This is a genomic window from Clostridium pascui (assembly GCF_016908015.1).
Classification (GTDB): Bacteria; Bacillota; Clostridia; order Clostridiales; family Clostridiaceae; genus Clostridium_AK; species Clostridium_AK pascui.
The window spans coordinates 122987-139996 of record NZ_JAFBDB010000005.1; the positions used below are offsets into that span (position 1 = coordinate 122987).

A 17010-nucleotide genomic window follows, 5' to 3' on the forward strand; every position below is an offset into this window, starting at 1 on the left:
AAATTATAATTAAATTTAATAGAATATTTTTATTTATTGCATCAAATAACAAAAAAAGCACATAAAGTGCATTTATATGCCCATTAAGTGCTTGAAAGAATTTATATTATTTCTGCTTACAGGTATTTCTCCTTCTATTCCTTTTAGTTTAATCATGTAGGTATTATTAAACCAAGGTATTATTTCTACTACTTTTTCTAAGTTTACTATATAGGACCTGTGGGTCTTAAAAAACATATCTTGAGGAAGTCTTTTATAAATTTCCGATATACTACAGTTTTCTATATATCTGTCATTTGTAGTATAAATTATAGTCTCTCTTTCCATTGCCTCACAATAACAAATATCACAAATATCTATGACTTTTAACTTACTATTCTTCTTTAATGTAATTTTACTGCCTATACATCGTATATTTTGTTTTTCTTCTGTATCTTCTAAAGCTTCTAATTGCCTTAATGTCCTTATGATCCGCTCTTCTGAATAAGGCTTTAAAATATAATCAAATGCTTTTATATCAAATGCATCTACAGCATGCTCTTTATATGCTGTTATGAAGACAACGAAGCCTTTCTTTTGAAAGTTATCAATTATCCTTGCCAAAGCAACTCCGTCTAATTTAGGCATGTTTATATCTAAAAATATTATATCTGGCTTATTTTTTTGAATGTATTCAAGCGCTTCTATAGAGTCTTCAAATTCACCCACAATGTCTATATTGCTAAATTCGCGTATAAAGTGCTTCAACTCTTCTCTTGCTGGATATTCGTCATCTACAACTATACACTTCATAAAATCATCCTTTCAATGTTTCCACTATAAAAGTAGTTCTAGTTCCTTTATCTAGCCTTTCCATTTGAAGTCCTTTCCCATAAAGATATTTTAATCTATTATTTACGTTGGATATTCCTATTTTATTTTCCTGCATATTATCATTATATACCTTCTCTATGACTTTCTCTGAAATTCCTACTCCATCATCTTCAATAATAACTTTAGCTTTATTATTCATTATTTTTTTTACATGAATTTTAACCGTCCCTTTTTTGTCTCCCTCTAGAATTCCATGCTTTACTGAATTTTCAACTATAGGTTGTATTATTAAACTTGGTATTTTTATATTTATATCTTCATCTATATCATAAACTACATTTAACTTATCTCCAAATCTGGCCTTTTCCACTTCTATGTAAGCTTTTACTTGTTCTAACTCTTTATAAATATCTACTAAATTATCTCCTATCTCTAAATTATATCTTAAATAAGTAGATAAATTAATAATAAGTTCCCTTGCTTTATCCGGATTTATACGTACAAATGAAATAATGGTATTTAAAGCATTAAATAAAAAATGAGGATTTATTTGAGTTTGCAGTGCTTTTATTTCAGCCTTAGTTGCCATTTCCTTAAGCTTCCCAAGCTTACTTATTTCAAGCTGTGTAGATATAATTTGCGAAAGTCCTATAGCCAAATTTATATTTCTAAAGGATATAGCATCTTCCTTACCATAATATATTTTTAATGTACCTATTATTTCATCTCCATCCTTTAATGGTGCTATAATGGCTGATTTTAATGGACACGTACCGCATGAACAATCTATTTGCTCTGCATTCGTTAAAATTAATATTTCACCCTTTTCAATTACTTTTTCTGTGGCACCAGTTAAAATATCATTCCCCTTAATATGATGATCCTCACCCATACCAACATGAGCTAGAACGTATCTTTTATCGGTTATAGCTACTGCATCTGCATCAATGGACTCCCTTATAATTTCACAAATATTTTCGAAAGAATTATTATGGATTTCTCTAAAGTATGGCAATGTTTTGTTAGCTATTTCTAGAGCTATTTTGGCTTGCTTTGCTGCAATTTGCTCTTTCTCTTCAAAAATATTTTGTATTAATAAAATTAATATTGATATGCCTACAGCATTTGTAAATACCATGGGAATATATATATTTTTAACTATATTTAAAGCTGTAGAGAATGGCTTCGACATAATAAGAATCAATATCATCTCTAAGCTTTGCATTAGAGCACCTCCAATAAGCCCATAAATCCACTTGTTCCTATTGTTTGAGTACTTATAAAAAATACTAGTTACAATTCCTGAAATGATCGTTGCAATGGCACATGGAATAGCTGTGATAGCTCCAATATTTATTACTAATCTATGCAAACCTGCAATAACTCCAGATGTAATTCCTACAAAAGGTCCACAAAGTAGTCCTCCAGCTATAACTCCAATAATTCTTGTATTTGCTATGGCACCATTTATATCTGTTCCTATGTAAGTTCCTAGTATGCCAAAACCACCAAATATTATAGAAAGAATAATTAAATCCTTCTTTTTAAATTTATCTTTTTGGATTATATTTTTGAAACTATTAGACCTTGATACTATAAATCCTACTAAAATCACATAACCCATATTATTTGTAAGATTTTTTATTAATTCTACCATTACTTACACCTCCTATGTTTAGGATAAAAACATATTTGCCATATTATCTTTTTGTATACACTAACATTTAGCTTATAATATATACAATTATAACATAGTAATTTAGATTTTATTTTAGAGAAATTTTGTAAGGCTATTGCATAATTATAAACACAATGCTATACTAACATCAATTTAAAATACAGTTAAGCATTACTGAACCATACCATAGAAGTGCTGTAATTAAAGGACTTATCATTTTAAAAGGAGATGTATTAAAATGAATGTAAGAGATATTATTTCAAATAAACTTCCTGAAATTAAGATTTTGAGAAAAAAATTGCATAAAAATGCAGAACTTGCTCATAAGGAATTTAAAACCCAAAAAATAATAATGGAAACACTTGAAGATTTAAATATAAAATCGGATTCTTGTGCTGGTACAGGCGTTGTAGGAGTATTAAATGCTGATGCGACTTGCATAGGTGTTCGAGCTGACATAGATGCGCTTCCTATAAATGGAGTATTTCACGGTTGTGGACATGACTATCACACAGCTATAGCTTTAGGAACTGCAATGGTACTAAAAGAGATGGGATTTGGTAAATGTGTTAAGTTCTTATTTCAGCCTGCTGAAGAATTAGATGGAGGAGCATATCCTATGATTCAAGAAGGCGCTTTAAAAAATCCTGAAGTTAAATGTATGATAGGGTTTCATGTTTGGCCTAATTTAGAAGTAGGAAAAATAGAAGCTCCTGATGGCCCTTCTATGGCTTCTGTAGATGACTTTTCTATAAGTTTCAAGGGTGTTGGTGGTCATGCTGCTATGCCTCATTTGTGTAAAAATCCTCTTTATCCTGCTATAGATTTTATACAAAGTATGAATAACAAAACTAAAATAGAAGTAAGCCCCTTGAATCCTCATGTATTAACTTTTTCATCAATTAACACAAATAACACTGCATCTAATGTAATACCTGAAGAAACAGAAATACTTGGAACTTTAAGAACTTTTGACACAGGTCTTGTTGAGAAAATAAAAAAGGACCTCTATGAAACCTGTGCTCTTTCAGCTGAAAAATACGATTGTGAATATGAATTAAATTTTCATGTTGCATATCCTCCTTTAACTAATGATAAGGATTTATGTAACAAATTTTATAAATCTGCTGTGAATACTTTAGGTGAAGAAAATGTACTAACTGCTGAAAAAACATTTGGTGCAGAGGATTTTGCTTTCTTTGCTCAAAAAGTACCCTCAGTACATTTTAGAGTAGGCATAAGTGATGATACTCAAGGATTACATCCCCTTCACTCTCCAGTGTTTGATGCAAATGATGATGCTATTTTTTACGCTATTTATACTATAGTAAACTTTATATTAGAAATTAACGACGAAATATAGAAATATTGCGACGTTTTTTAATGCTCTGGGTCGTATTGAATTTTCATCTAGGAAGACGTTCATTTCGCTAAAAACGGCTAATATTTATAAAATATTTTAGGAATAAGCACATAAAAATCTTTTAGGGCGATAGCCTGAGGAATTACAAGAACTTATACAAACTAAATGAGAAAATCTAATTTACAAGTTAAAGATATGATAATATAATGAAGGATTACTCATAAAAAATAGAATGATTAATATTTTACGACCTATCGGTCTTCGGGCTTATCAGCCCTTTGATAAGTGTCAATTTAAAGGAATTTCGTCAAAACGAAATTCCTTCCTTTAGCAGTGTGGATGAAGACATTTTTAATGCTAAATTTAGTATGGGTTCTGCATTGTAGAAAGCATTGAACAAGCAATTAGAAGCTCTTTATCTCTCAATTTAAATCACCGTAAAGAACTTTCTACTGTCTGAGCGGCAGCGAGTTTAGAAAGTTTAGGCGATTTAGATTGAGAGATATTAAAGCTTCTTTGCGTAGTGAGCGCTTTCTTAAATGCAGAACCCATACGGAAGATTTAACATTAAAAATGTCGCAATTTCATTTATTTATGAAACTTGATCAAACTGCATATTGTAAAGATTCATATATTCACCTTTTTTATTCATAAGTTCATCATGATTTCCTCTTTCTTTTACTCCTTCATCAGTAAGAACAATTATCTCATCTGCGTTCCTTATAGTACTTAATCTATGAGCAATTACAATAGTTGTACGATTCTTAGAAAGAAGTTCTAATGACTTTTGTATTAATCTCTCACTCTCATTGTCAAGAGCAGATGTAGCTTCGTCCAATATTAATATCTGAGGATTCTTTAAAAAAACTCTGGCTATTGATATTCTCTGCTTTTGTCCACCAGATAGCTTGACTCCTCTCTCTCCTACATAAGTATCATATCCTTCTTCAAGTCCCATTATAAACTCATGTGCATTTGCCATTTTAGCTGCTTCAATTATCTGTTCATCAGTAGCATTCGTATTGCCATACGCAATGTTTTCCTTAATTGTTCCTGCAAACATATATACATCTTGTTGAACAATACCTATATTACTTCTAAGAGATTTTATCTTAATATCTTTAATATCAATACCATCTATTTTTACTGCTCCTTCATCTACTTCATAAAATCTTGGTATTATACTGCAGAAAGTAGTTTTACCACTTCCCGAAGGACCTACAATGGCAACTGTTTTTCCTGCTTCCATAGATATATTAATATTTTTGAGAACTGAATTTCTGTTATCGTAGCTAAAGGATACATTTTCAAGAATAATTTCTCCTTTTGGATTCTCTAACTCTATAGCATCTTTTTTATCTATGATATCTGGATGTGTATTAATAACTTCTAAGAATCTTTCAAAGCCAGTTATTCCCTTCTGATACTGTTCTGTAAAGTTTACAAGCTTGTCTATAGGATTAAGGAAAATGTTTATATATAGAATATAAACCATAAGGTCTTTAGCTTGAAAGCTTCCATTACTTATAAATATACCTCCAAAAATCACTACTGAAAGATATAATATCCCTTGGAAAAATCCATTCATACTAAAGAATTTTCCCATAATAGTATAACTATTCTCTTTTGTTTGTAAAAAAGCATCATTTCCTATTTCAAATTTCTTATTTTCTATTTCTTCATTTGAGAAGGACTTTACAACCCTTATACCTGAAAGGCTGTCCTGAATTTGAGCATTTACATTTGCTATTTTTTCTCTATTACTCTTAAATACTGCTCTCATTTTTTTATTGTAAAAAAGTGAAGAATATATCATAAAGAGAGTTATAAATAATAATATAATTGTTATCCTTGCATCAATACTCATGAGTATCATAAAAGAACCCACAATTTTAAGCAAAGATATGAATAAATCCTCAGGCCCATGATGAGCAAGCTCTGATATATCAAATAAATCTGTAACTATTCTAGACATAAGTTTTCCTGTATTTGTGTTATCATAATAAGAGAATGATAGTCTTTGTAAGTGATTAAATATATCACTTCTCATATCAGCCTCCATTCTTGCACCCATAATATGTCCCCAAGAAGTTATATAGTATTGACAAAAATATCTCACTATATACATCAGGAGTAAGCCTGTACCGATTAAAGTTACATACTTTAATATCTCACTTCTTTCTTTTATATACACGTTATTTAGCATGAAGCTCACGATAATAGGGAACATTAAATCTATAAGTGATAACGTAAACGCACAAAGCATATCCATATAAAACATTTTTTTATATGGCTTATAGTAACTTATAAATTTTTTTAAAGTTTTCATTAATTATAATCTCCTTTCTTTACCTATAGTTTTATTCAAACATTACCATTGCTAAGGTTTATATAAAGAGTTTCTCTTATAATCAAACTCTACATGAACCTAATAATCAATTGATATACAAACTAAGATAACATTTTATCTGGTATTTATCAATATAAATATTATATATATTCTTCTATCTATAATTAAATTTTTTAATATTTAATACAAATAAATTTGTAGAATATTTACAAGCTTATATTCAGTATATTACTTTATATTAAAGGTAAAAATATAATTAGCCTATCTTTGCATGATTTATAAATATCTTTGATTTTGTTATAAATCAGCACATCTCAAATTTATTGAGATGTTTCCTTGTATAGCTTATAAAATCTTTGATGGAGAAAGGATGGTGAATCCTGATTATTTCAGGAGATACTATGGATAATAATAAAAGCCATTTAAAAACCGATGTTAAAACCAATGCAGAACTTAGAAAAATGTATCCACGAGATGGAGCTAAAATTGGTATAGAAAATGGAGAAAAAATTGGAGCTCATTCTATTGGTAAAAAATACACAAAACGCTCTAAACTTTCTCATAATAATTAATAAAATGGGTGGTGGAGATTGGGCTCCACTGCCCATTTTGTATTTATTTTATATTGAAATCACAATTTCTACATTTTCCATTAGATCTCAAGTCTTTAATTTCATATCCTTCTCTTTTAATTACTAGCTCATTACACTTAGGACAATAAGTATTATTATTTATACCATGCACATTTCCAATATACACATAATTTAAATATTTATCTCCTATTTCTTTTGCCTTTAAAACTCTTTCAACAGGAGTTGGCTCTTCTTTAAATTGATATGAAGGAAAATATCTAGAAAAATGTACTGGAATATTTTTATCAACAGATGCTATCCATTTACATAGCTCTTCAACTTCTTCTTCCGAATCATTATATCCATTTACAAGCAGTGTAGTTATTTCTACATGAGTTTTTTCACTGCAAAGCTTTATATTTTCTAGTACCTCTCTGATATCTCCCTTGCAAACATCCTTATAATACTCATCCTTAAATGCTTTAAGATCTATATTCATCGCAGATATATAAGGCAATAATTCCTTTAATGCTTCTTTGCTAATGTATCCATTACTTACAAGTACTATATCTATATTTTTATCTACAGCTTTCCTACTTACATCCCATATATACTCATACCATATTGAAGGTTCATTATAAGTAAAAGCGATTCCCACGTTGTTTTTCTGCTCAAGAGCTAAATTTATCAACTCTTCAGGATCTAGGTATCTAGTATCTACGTTATGTTGAGAAATACTATAGTTTTGACAAAATCCACATTTAAAATTACACCCGAAACTTCCTACAGAAAGTATATAACTTCCTGGTTTATAGTGATATAACGGCTTCTTTTCTATAGGATCTAGAGAAATGGAACTTATTTCTCCATAATTTGAATTGTATAGCTTTCCCTCATGAACCTTTCTAGGTCCACATAGTCCTCTCCCTCCATCTTCTATATGACAGTTATGAGGACACAAATTGCATACAACATAATCATTTATCTTTTCATAAAACATAGCTTCCTTAAGCACGTTTTCTGCCCCCTTTACCTTTGAAAAATTACCTATACCTTAATACTTCAAATCTTTGTAGGGAGTATTGTTCCCCAGAATTTATGCCCGCTTTTCTGAGTACCACATCTAATTGCTCTTCCACAGTATCTATTCCTTCAAGGTCTGGAAGTAATAAAGCTCCCTTATAGCCGCTGGTTACTATTACCCCATACTTCTTAGGATCTAAGTCTTCTCTCTTAGTATCCTCCGCAGGCATAAGCACATCAACAGAATATATAATTTCATCTAGTTCCTTCTCCTCTACAGGCGCAAATCTTGGATCTCCTACCGCTGCCTCCACTGCATTTTTTATTATCTCTTCTGCTACATTATTTGTTGTAGGGGCTGTTGTACCAATACATCCCCTAAGATCTCCATTTTTCTTTAGAGAAACAAATACTCCTCTTTTTTCTTTTAACATTTCCTCAGGTAAATCTTCAGCTATCTCAATATATTTCTTATTTCTTATATATCCTTCAATACTTTTTCTGGCAAGTTTTACATATTCGCTTTCTCTATCCCTTATTTTCTTTAATTTTTCTTCTTTTTTTGTTTCTAGTTCCTTTAAGATATCAGTTTCTTCATCTCCTACTGTTTCCATTTTCATTACTCCATATCCTATTCCAAAAGGCCCTTCATAAGAAAGAAGCTTTCCTTGTATTTTTTTATCATACAACGTTCCAAGTAAAATATAAAAGGACCTAAGTCCGCACTCCCCAGCAACTTCACACATATTGCCATTTAGGTTGAAAATTTCTTTTACATCTCCGCTTTCTAAGAGTGTTGTTATTTTATCATCAAATTCTGGTCCTTCCTTTGCATATCCATATGGACTCTCTTCGCTTAATTTATGAGATAAGTCACCTGAAGCTATTAAAACCACATCTATAGAAGAACTCTCTACAGTGCTTTTAATTATCTTACCTACTTTATAAAGTTCTTCTGAAGATAATAATCCATATGTTATATGCACTAACTTATAATTCTTATAATTTTTATTTATAAAATATAGTGGAACCATAACACCATGGTCTAATTCTAATTCTATATCATATAATCTAGAATTTGTTTCATCTATACCCACAGCCATTATATCCTCATGAGCTAAATTCTTTAATAGATTATTTGATATTTCTCCATCTATATTTAGTTGAAAGCTTACATTTGGCGCATTAAAATTCCTAAAATCCCCTTCTATCCTCTCTGAACTCATTATTGCCACAGCATCTCTAAAAAGTGGTCCATGAGGAGTAATTATTATTATAGTTTCAGGCTTTTTTTCTTCTATATCCTTTGAAATTTCAATGCAAGCATCTATGGTCTTTTGAATCTTTTTTTCTTCCCCTTTTCCTACCTCTGCTACAGCAATAGGTGGATGCGGCATTATATAATGCGATAAAATTTTACCCATTTATACTCTCTCCTTAATATAAAATTCACTATATAATAATATATTTCTCTAAACCATCCATATTTAAACACTATAATTTAATTCAAAAAAATATCTTAGAGAATTACATTGTATTAACAATCATAATTTAACCATTGTTTTTGTAAATCATGAATATTATACATACATAATAAATCTAATAAGACAAATGCTAACTATGAAGACTTAACTTTTGAGGTGATTAAATGAAAAAATCTTTATTTGTATTTTCTGTCTTAGTGCTAACTTTATTAAGTTTTATAATAAATATCATTTATCCTGTTAATGCTCATTCCGCAAAACTAAAATCAAACTCTATGTTTTTATATGATATAAATAATATAACGATAAGTACTACAAAAATAAATTACAAGGAAGATTATATTGAAGTGGATTTGAATATACCTACATTAAATAATTTAAAGGACAAAAATATTCAAGATAAAATAAATAAATATATATTAAATTCTATTTATGATCTTAAGAACAAAATAGAAAAACTTGCTAAAACTGATATGGACAACAACATCTTAACTAGCCCCTATAATGTTCAGACAAATTATGACGTTCATTATGCTAATGCCTCATTCTTAAGCCTTACTATTATGTATTACGAATATACCGGTGGTGCTCACGGCATTTCATATAAACTACCTTATAATTTGAACTTAAAGACTGGTGAAAATGTTACTTTAGAAAAATTATTTAAGCCAACCACAAATTACATTGACTTAATTAACAAGGAAATACAGCTTCAAATAGACAAAAAAAATTCTGTTCCTGGAGCCATTCCAATAACAGAATTTAAAACTATAAGCAATACTCAACCTTTTTATATTGATGGCAGTAACCTTGTAATTTACTTTCAACCTTATGAAATAGGTCCCTATGTACTAGGCATTCAAGAATTTACAATTCCTCTAAGGAAATTACGATATTTTTAATGTTGAACATAGAGTATGGGTTCTGCATTGTAGAAAGCATTGAGCAAGCATTAGAAGCTCTTTCTTAAATGCAGAATCCATACGGTACGTTCAACATTAAAATGCCGTCTTATTTCTAATATGCGTATACCATTTTACCTATTCTAGCTTTTACAGGCTTGGACAATAACCATTTACTTGTACAACTTGTATCATAGAAAAATAATGCTCCATTACTTGGATCTTCTCCATATAAAGCTTCTTGTACTGCCTTTTTGTTAGCAGCTGTTGCAGGTTTATTAATTTGTCCATTTTGTACTGGAGTAAATTGATTATTACTGTGTATAACTGCAGTTATAGTATTTGGAAACTTTGAGCTTTTAACTCTATTTATAACCACTGCTGCTACAGCCACCTGTGCACTATAAGATTCCCCCCCTGCTTCTGCTCTAACAAGTCTTGCAAGAAGATCTAACTCTTTTGCATTATATGATACAGCCGCTTTTAGGTTTCCTCTACTGGCAGCAGCTTTATTTGATGACTTTACCTTTGGCTGTGTTTTTGATACTGTGCTAACTTTTTTAACATCAGCATTTGTCTTATTTAAGCCACTTACATCTTGTCCCTTATTCTTGTCTACATTTTTAGCTTCATCTGAATTATTAAAGCTTACAGTTTTTAAATTCGAACTTTCCTTATCTTCATTAACTGCCTTATGCATGTCCTCTTCATTATTACCTAATGTCGCTATCTCTTGATTTTGATATTTCTTTTCCTGATTATTAACCATTTTAGCATTAGTATTATAAATCACAATACTTAATCCTAAAACTAAAATCATAGATAAAGCAAATACCTTTAATTTTTTCATAATTTTATACCTCCATTTTGCCTCCGAGGTTAGTTGACGGGTTCGGGTTAGAGGTACCCTACTTTAAAAGATTCACCCCATAGGATATCCCCCGTACTCCATAAAGGAGATTCGGCATCTTTGTAAGTTACATTTTATAGTCTATCATACAAGTTGTCTATATGAAATTACTGGCATATCTCCTTAATCCATTGATTTGACTGGTATTGTTTACAGTAGATTTTCCTAATAAAATATAGCAAAAAGCTTAAATTTTATATAAGTTTTTTCCTAAAATAAAAAGACATTTATATAAATGCCTATTTAAATTAATCATTCTTATTCAAAATATGATATGATATTTTGATAAAAAAGTTATAATAAAAACCCACTGTATAATCATAAGAGTCGGAAAACCATATCTGAACATATTATGTAAAGTTTTATGATGAAATACCTTCATTCCTAGATATGCTCCAGTAGCTCCAAATAAAAACGCCCATCCAAACAATACCTTTTCAGGCACTCTCCACTTATGCTTTCTTGCGCAGTGTTTATCCCACCCCATAAGTGAGCAGCTTATTATGTTTATAACTATAAAAATATAAATATAATACATATATATCTCCTTACATGATTTGAATATCTATTGGTAATCTTAAATTTTAGTATAGATTAGTAAACTATTAGAAAATTTCCTGTATCTATTTATCATTATATCACCTTTTATAAAAATATGTCTTGGTCCATTCAGAAGTTATCTAAATTTAAAATAATTTATAATTTTTTCTAAAAAAGTGACTGTCTCAAAATAAAATTTTGCGACAGTCACTTAGGAATTATGATAATTTTTCAATTTTTGATTTTAATCTACTATTGGATTGCTCCATTGAATTAATTATTTTATCAAAACTAGCTTTTACTTGTTTACCATCCTTTGAATCCACAGCCTTTTCAAAGTCTTTCCACATAGCTTTCTTTTCTTCTCTCATCTTATCATGCTCTTTTTTCATTTCTTCTCGTTTTTCTTTATTTTCTTCTCTGCAGTCTTTTTTATTTTCTGCATTATCTTTTACCATATTATCTTCCTTGTGCTTTTTAATTAAAGGCTTAAATTGTTCCATTAATTCTTTTCTTTCGTTTATAGTCTTATCCCATTGTGCCTTTGTTCCTGGAACTATTTCATCTGCTTTTTCTACAAGCTTAGATTGTTTTTCTAATCTTTTGTTTATTTTTTCTTCTCTCTTTTCAAAATCTTCCTTCTTATCTTGTTTCTTATCTTCCTTTTGGCTCTCTATTATATTATTAGGTGACTTTTGTTCATTTGAAGGTGTTGTTTGAGCTAAAGCTGCTGAAGGCATTATAGTTGCTGCAATAGTTAATGCAACTATTAACTTTTTTGATTTCATCATAATAAATTCTCCTTTCTATAATACTATTTTATGAGTATAATTTGCAGTCTTTAAAATACTACAATGTTAGTATTAGAAAAAAGCCTATGATAAATTCAGTAAATAAATTCCATTTTACTCATATCTCAATGCATCTATAGGATCCATTTGAGCTGCTTTTTTTGCAGGATATATTCCAAAAAAAATACCCACCGCTGAAGAAAACAATATTGTACTAGCCACAACTACCCAAGATACTTTTGGCACGATATTTGCAAAGGAACCTATTATATTTGCACCTATTACTCCTAAAATCATTCCTATCATTCCACCCACAACTGAAATTATTACAGATTCCGTCAAAAATTGAAGCAATATTGTACCTGTGGTTGCCCCTATTGCCTTCCTTATACCTATTTCTCTAGTTCTTTCAGTAACTGATACAAGCATAATATTCATAACGCCGATTCCTCCAACTATGAGAGAGATAGCAGCTACCGCACCTATAAATGCAGTAAATATTCCTATTATCTTATTTATTTGTTCCAATTGCTTCATAAGTGCTTCTGCTTTATATATGTCCCTTCCTTTATTGTTGTGTCTGCTTTCAAGTATATTTAGGGCACTATTCCCAGCTGTTTCACTTAACTCCTTAGAAGTTGCACTTACAAGTATTGAATCTATTAAATTATCACTACCATACAATTCTTGCACAAGTGTTACTGGTGCCATAACCATAGCGGGTATATTTTCATCATCTCCTCCAAACATCTCCATTTCACTTTTTATAACCCCTATGATTAAAGCTTGTTTAGGAGAATTTTTAGAGCCAACTTTTATTGTCTTGCCAACCACATCTTCATATCCAAAAAGTTTTCTAGCCGCCACTTGATCAACTACAATTACAGACTCCCCTTCTAAATACTCTCTTTCATTAAAAAATCTTCCATATATTATTTCCAAATTTCTAGCATACTGAAGTTCCTCATTACCTCCAGTGATATATGCTCTTTTAGATTTCTTATTTGATGTTACTACTCCCTGTTTTTGCAAAGTTGGTGTTATGTATTTTACAGAGGTTATTTTGTCTCTAATTTGATTTATATCTTCCATAGTTATATAATCACTTTTATTTGCCTTTTGAGTATCAACTCTTATACTTACAGATGTAGAACCGATCTTTTCAAATTCTCCTGTAATGGTACTTTGACCACCCTGGCCTAAAGAAACTATTGTAATTACGGAACTTATACCAATTATTATGCCAAGCATTGTTAAAAGTGACCTTAACTTATTAGCTCTTATGCTATCTAAAGCTATTTTAAAGTTTTCAATAAAAGTCATTTTATTCTCTCCTCAAATGGCGTTCACACTATAAGCCTATTTTTCACAACTTCATCAGCTACTATTTCCCCATCTCTAAATCTTACAATTCTTTTTGTATATTTAGCCACATCTGGCTCATGAGTAACCATTATTATGGTAGACCCTTCATTATTTAAATCTTGAAATATTTTAAGTATCTCAAAGGTAGATTTACTATCTAAATTTCCCGTAGGTTCATCTGCCATAATAACAGAAGGATTATTAACTATTGCCCTTGCTATTGCTACTCTTTGCTTTTGTCCTCCTGATATTTCAGTAGGTTTATGTATAATTCTATCAGATAGTCCTACCCTTTCTAATGCATCAAGTGCCTTTTTCCTTCTTTCCTTTTTAGCAATTCCTGCATACACCATTGGTAATTCTACATTTTCAAGTATTGTCATCCTCGGAAGAAGATTAAATGCCTGAAATACAAATCCTATTTCTGTATTTCTTATTTTAGCAAGTTCATTATCTTCTAAATGAGATATATTTTTATTATTTAATATATACATACCACTATCCATTTTATCAAGGCAGCCTAAAATATTCATAAAAGTTGACTTCCCAGAACCCGAAGACCCCATAATGGATGTAAATTCTCCCTTATCTATACTTAAATTTATTCCCTTTAAAGCTGTAAATTTAAGTGCTCCTGTATCATAGGTTTTATAGACATCCTTTACTTCAATTATCATATCGTTTCTCCTTATACTACCCTAACCTTAGTTCCAGTTTTAAAATTTCCAGATGGATTTAATACAACTTTCTCCCCTTGAGCTAATCCTGATTTTATTTCAGCTTCCATATCCGACTGAAGCCCTAGTCCTACTTCCTTTTCACTTAATACTCCATTTTCAACTGCATACACAAAGTTTTTTCCACTTTTATCTGTTCTTATAGCTTCTGTTGGTATCTTTAATACCCCTTTTACTTCTCCAAGCAGTATATCTACATCTGCATCAAAATCTATCTTTAAATCTTGTGGATTTCCTATAATATCTATATCACAATCCAAAGTTTTATCCACTGTATCTACTACGCCCACACCCATAACGTTTTGCCCCTTGCTTGCCGAAGGACTTATAAAAGAAACTTTGCCGTTATATATTTTATCTCCATTTTTAATTATTGCGCCTTGACCTAACTTAACCTTTAATACATCATATTTTCCTAAAGAAACTACTGCTTTTAGTGATTTTATGTTTTGGAGAGTTGATGCAGGCTGCGTTGGATTACCCATGGAACCTTGTGATACATTTAATGAAGTTATAACTCCATCAAAATCAGCTATTATTCCTTCTGAAGCAATACTGAGCTTACTATACGATGTATTAAGTGCAGTTTTAGCTAATGCAACCGAGTTATCTAAAAGCTGAAGCTGCTCATCAGATATGCTTTTAAAAGAATCCCTTTGCTGCTTAAGCGTTCCTAAAGTAATTTGATCCTGGGGGTTTTTACTTTCCTCTAGTCTTTCAATTTCCACTTCTATATCTTTACGCTTACTCTCCACCATCTCTCTTTGATTAACTGCATCTCTCTTTTGCAAAATAGCATTATCATATTGTATTTGTGCCTGCCTAACTTGAGCATTTATGTCAGTTATATCATAATCTAAAATTTTATCTCCCTTTTTTAAATTACTTCCTACTTTAACATAAAGTTTATTTATTTTAAGTTGAGCTGAATAATAATCCTTACTTTCTTTTGATTTAATTACTGCAGTAGTTGACAAATAAGACTTTATATCTCCCCGACTTACTGTAGCTGTTTTTACTTCCTTAATCTTTGATTTTGCAATTCTCTGTCCTTGGAAATATATTCCACCAACTAATAAAATTCCTATAATTAATAAAATAATTGCAGTTTTCTTCTTCATATTACTTCTCTCCTATATCAGCTCTGCATTTTGAAAATTTTATAATATAGTATTTGAAATAATAATAGAATTAATACCAATAAAAAAAAGTTGCAAAGCAACTTTTTAAGCAATAGTTTAAGATTAGAAATCAATTTTCTAAAAAGTCCACTGCAAACTGTGCATACAGTGCCGATCCTCTTTTTAAAACATCTTCATCTACCGTAAATTTATCACTATGATTAGAATATATAGCTCCTATATCTTCATTTCTACATCCTAAAAATCCGTATACTCCAGGAACTACATCCATAAAGTATGCAAAGTCTTCTGACCCCATAAGTCTATCCATTGATACTAGGCTTTCTTCTCCATATAGTTTTACTGATACTTTCTTTGCTATCTCAGCAAGTTTTTCATCATTTATTACCGGGGATGGGTAACATAAATATTCAAATTCCGCTTCTGCCTCTAAGGCCTTAGCTGTGTTTTCTATTATATTTCTTAAGTCCTTTTCTAGATATCCTCTGACCTCCTTTGAAAAAGTTCTTATAGTTCCTTCCATTTCAACTTTATCTGCAATAATGTTAAATCTATTTCCACCATGTATAGTTCCTATACTTATAACAAGAGGGTTTAATGGATTATTTTTTCTGCTCACATAAGTTTGAATATTCATTATTATTGAAGCTGCTGCAACTACTGCATCTTCTCCTAAATGTGGTGCAGAACCATGGGCTGCCTTCCCCCTTACAGTTATTTTAAAGTTATCACAGGAAGCCATGCGCCCGCCTGGCTCAAAATTTATCTTAGGAGCCTCTAATGTTCCCCATATATGCATTCCAAATATGGCATCCACTCCTTCAAGGATTCCTTGCTCCACATAATACTCTGCTGCATGGCAGGTTTCTTCTGCTGCCTGAAATATAAACTTTATATTTCCATTTAAATCATTTTTAATTTCTCCAAGTATTTTTACAGCTCCTAAAAGCATAGCAGTATGACAATCATGACCGCAAGCATGCATATTTTTATTAGTAGATTTAAAGGACAACTCTGTATGTTCTTCTATGGGAAGTGCATCTATATCTGCTCTTAGAGCTATGGTCTTTCCAGCTTTTCCACCTTCTAAGTATGCCACTACTCCGGTTTTACCCTCAAATCTTTCAGTCTTCAAACCCATATCCTTTAGTTCTTTTTCAATTCTATCAGTTGTCCACTCTTCCTCCCAGCTTAATTCTGGATGCTGATGAAATTCTCTTCTCATTCTTATAATATAATCATTATACTTTTCCGACAGCGCTTTAATATCCATAAAAAATCTCCTCTCAAATAAATAAAAATCCCTACTATCTATTTATATTAGATGTAGGGATTATTTT

Annotated in this window: 15 protein-coding genes and 1 riboswitch; of the genes, 3 read left to right on the forward strand and 12 right to left on the reverse strand. The window is 30.6% G+C overall.

Annotated features, from left to right (window positions below; translation table 11 throughout):
* Window positions 1-72: 72 nt before the first annotated feature.
* Entirely contained in the window at window positions 73-792 is a 720-nt protein-coding gene (locus JOC70_RS13105; RefSeq protein ID WP_204599350.1) for a LytR/AlgR family response regulator transcription factor, read from the reverse strand.
* Between the two features lie 4 nt (window positions 793-796).
* Window positions 797-2470, reverse strand: coding sequence for a sensor histidine kinase (locus tag JOC70_RS13110; protein WP_204599351.1), 1674 nt, complete (start codon window positions 2468-2470; stop codon window positions 797-799).
* A 259-nt stretch (window positions 2471-2729) separates the two neighbouring features.
* Between JOC70_RS13110 and JOC70_RS13115 the strand changes: the two genes are divergently transcribed.
* Window positions 2730-3854: a M20 metallopeptidase family protein gene (locus JOC70_RS13115; RefSeq protein ID WP_204599352.1), complete on the forward strand. Its 1125-nt coding sequence runs from the start codon at window positions 2730-2732 to the stop codon at window positions 3852-3854.
* Between the two features lie 592 nt (window positions 3855-4446).
* Here the strand turns inward: JOC70_RS13115 and JOC70_RS13120 are convergent.
* Window positions 4447-6183 (reverse strand): ABC transporter ATP-binding protein, encoded by a 1737-nt coding sequence (locus JOC70_RS13120; protein WP_204599353.1) that lies wholly within the window; start codon window positions 6181-6183, stop codon window positions 4447-4449.
* A gap of 422 nt (window positions 6184-6605) precedes the next feature.
* On the opposite strand from JOC70_RS13120, the gene JOC70_RS13125 reads away from it, so the two are divergent.
* A complete protein-coding gene (locus tag JOC70_RS13125) occupies window positions 6606-6776 on the forward strand; it encodes a hypothetical protein (protein ID WP_186430582.1) in 171 nt (56 codons plus the stop codon).
* Between the two features lie 43 nt (window positions 6777-6819).
* Here JOC70_RS13125 and amrS read toward each other — a convergent pair whose 3' ends face one another.
* A complete protein-coding gene (gene amrS / locus JOC70_RS13130) occupies window positions 6820-7791 on the reverse strand; it encodes an AmmeMemoRadiSam system radical SAM enzyme (RefSeq protein ID WP_204599354.1) in 972 nt (323 codons plus the stop codon).
* Between the two features lie 28 nt (window positions 7792-7819).
* Window positions 7820-9223, reverse strand: coding sequence for an AmmeMemoRadiSam system protein A (amrA, locus tag JOC70_RS13135; protein WP_204599355.1), 1404 nt, complete (start codon window positions 9221-9223; stop codon window positions 7820-7822).
* 224 nt (window positions 9224-9447) lie between these two features.
* Here amrA and JOC70_RS13140 point away from each other — a divergent pair, with 224 nt between their 5' ends.
* Window positions 9448-10185, forward strand: coding sequence for a DUF3298 and DUF4163 domain-containing protein (locus JOC70_RS13140; protein ID WP_204599356.1), 738 nt, complete (start codon window positions 9448-9450; stop codon window positions 10183-10185).
* 115 nt (window positions 10186-10300) lie between these two features.
* On the opposite strand, the gene JOC70_RS13145 is transcribed toward JOC70_RS13140, so the two are convergent.
* The 7 genes from JOC70_RS13145 to JOC70_RS13175 form a co-directional block, all read right to left on the reverse strand.
* Window positions 10301-11035 (reverse strand): cell wall hydrolase, encoded by a 735-nt coding sequence (locus JOC70_RS13145; protein WP_204599357.1) that lies wholly within the window; start codon window positions 11033-11035, stop codon window positions 10301-10303.
* 3 nt (window positions 11036-11038) lie between these two features.
* A riboswitch (cyclic di-AMP (ydaO/yuaA leader) is annotated at window positions 11039-11162 on the reverse strand.
* Window positions 11163-11357: 195 nt separating this feature from the next.
* Window positions 11358-11633: a DUF1294 domain-containing protein gene (locus tag JOC70_RS13150; RefSeq protein ID WP_204599358.1), complete on the reverse strand. Its 276-nt coding sequence runs from the start codon at window positions 11631-11633 to the stop codon at window positions 11358-11360.
* Window positions 11634-11853: 220 nt separating this feature from the next.
* A complete protein-coding gene (locus tag JOC70_RS13155; protein ID WP_204599359.1) occupies window positions 11854-12426 on the reverse strand; it encodes a hypothetical protein in 573 nt (190 codons plus the stop codon).
* A gap of 114 nt (window positions 12427-12540) precedes the next feature.
* Entirely contained in the window at window positions 12541-13749 is a 1209-nt protein-coding gene (locus JOC70_RS13160; protein ID WP_204599360.1) for an ABC transporter permease, read from the reverse strand.
* 23 nt (window positions 13750-13772) lie between these two features.
* Window positions 13773-14465 carry an ATP-binding cassette domain-containing protein gene (locus tag JOC70_RS13165; protein ID WP_204599554.1) on the reverse strand — a complete coding sequence of 231 codons (693 nt, stop codon included), beginning with the start codon at window positions 14463-14465 and terminating at the stop codon, window positions 13773-13775.
* Between the two features lie 14 nt (window positions 14466-14479).
* Entirely contained in the window at window positions 14480-15649 is a 1170-nt protein-coding gene (locus tag JOC70_RS13170; protein ID WP_204599361.1) for an efflux RND transporter periplasmic adaptor subunit, read from the reverse strand.
* Between the two features lie 130 nt (window positions 15650-15779).
* Window positions 15780-16943, reverse strand: a complete 1164-nt coding sequence (locus JOC70_RS13175) for a M20 family metallopeptidase (protein ID WP_204599362.1) — start codon at window positions 16941-16943, stop codon at window positions 15780-15782.
* Window positions 16944-17010 lie beyond the last annotated feature (67 nt).

Excerpts from the sequence above, each read along its gene's own strand:
- JOC70_RS13170 (WP_204599361.1), bottom strand. The coding sequence starts at position 15,649 with ATGAAGAAGAAAACTGCAATTATTTTATTAATTATAGGAATTTTATTA.
- JOC70_RS13120 (WP_204599353.1), bottom strand. The coding sequence starts at position 6,183 with ATGAAAACTTTAAAAAAATTTATAAGTTACTATAAGCCATATAAAAAA.
- JOC70_RS13175 (WP_204599362.1), bottom strand. The coding sequence starts at position 16,943 with ATGGATATTAAAGCGCTGTCGGAAAAGTATAATGATTATATTATAAGA.
- JOC70_RS13125 (WP_186430582.1), top strand. The coding sequence starts at position 6,606 with ATGGATAATAATAAAAGCCATTTAAAAACCGATGTTAAAACCAATGCA.
- JOC70_RS13140 (WP_204599356.1), top strand. The coding sequence starts at position 9,448 with ATGAAAAAATCTTTATTTGTATTTTCTGTCTTAGTGCTAACTTTATTA.
- JOC70_RS13115 (WP_204599352.1), top strand. The coding sequence starts at position 2,730 with ATGAATGTAAGAGATATTATTTCAAATAAACTTCCTGAAATTAAGATT.
- JOC70_RS13110 (WP_204599351.1), bottom strand. The coding sequence starts at position 2,470 with ATGGTAGAATTAATAAAAAATCTTACAAATAATATGGGTTATGTGATT.
- JOC70_RS13145 (WP_204599357.1), bottom strand. The coding sequence starts at position 11,035 with ATGAAAAAATTAAAGGTATTTGCTTTATCTATGATTTTAGTTTTAGGA.
- JOC70_RS13160 (WP_204599360.1), bottom strand. The coding sequence starts at position 13,749 with ATGACTTTTATTGAAAACTTTAAAATAGCTTTAGATAGCATAAGAGCT.
- amrA (WP_204599355.1), bottom strand. The coding sequence starts at position 9,223 with ATGGGTAAAATTTTATCGCATTATATAATGCCGCATCCACCTATTGCT.
- JOC70_RS13155 (WP_204599359.1), bottom strand. The coding sequence starts at position 12,426 with ATGATGAAATCAAAAAAGTTAATAGTTGCATTAACTATTGCAGCAACT.
- JOC70_RS13105 (WP_204599350.1), bottom strand. The coding sequence starts at position 792 with ATGAAGTGTATAGTTGTAGATGACGAATATCCAGCAAGAGAAGAGTTG.
- JOC70_RS13150 (WP_204599358.1), bottom strand. The coding sequence starts at position 11,633 with ATGTATTATATTTATATTTTTATAGTTATAAACATAATAAGCTGCTCA.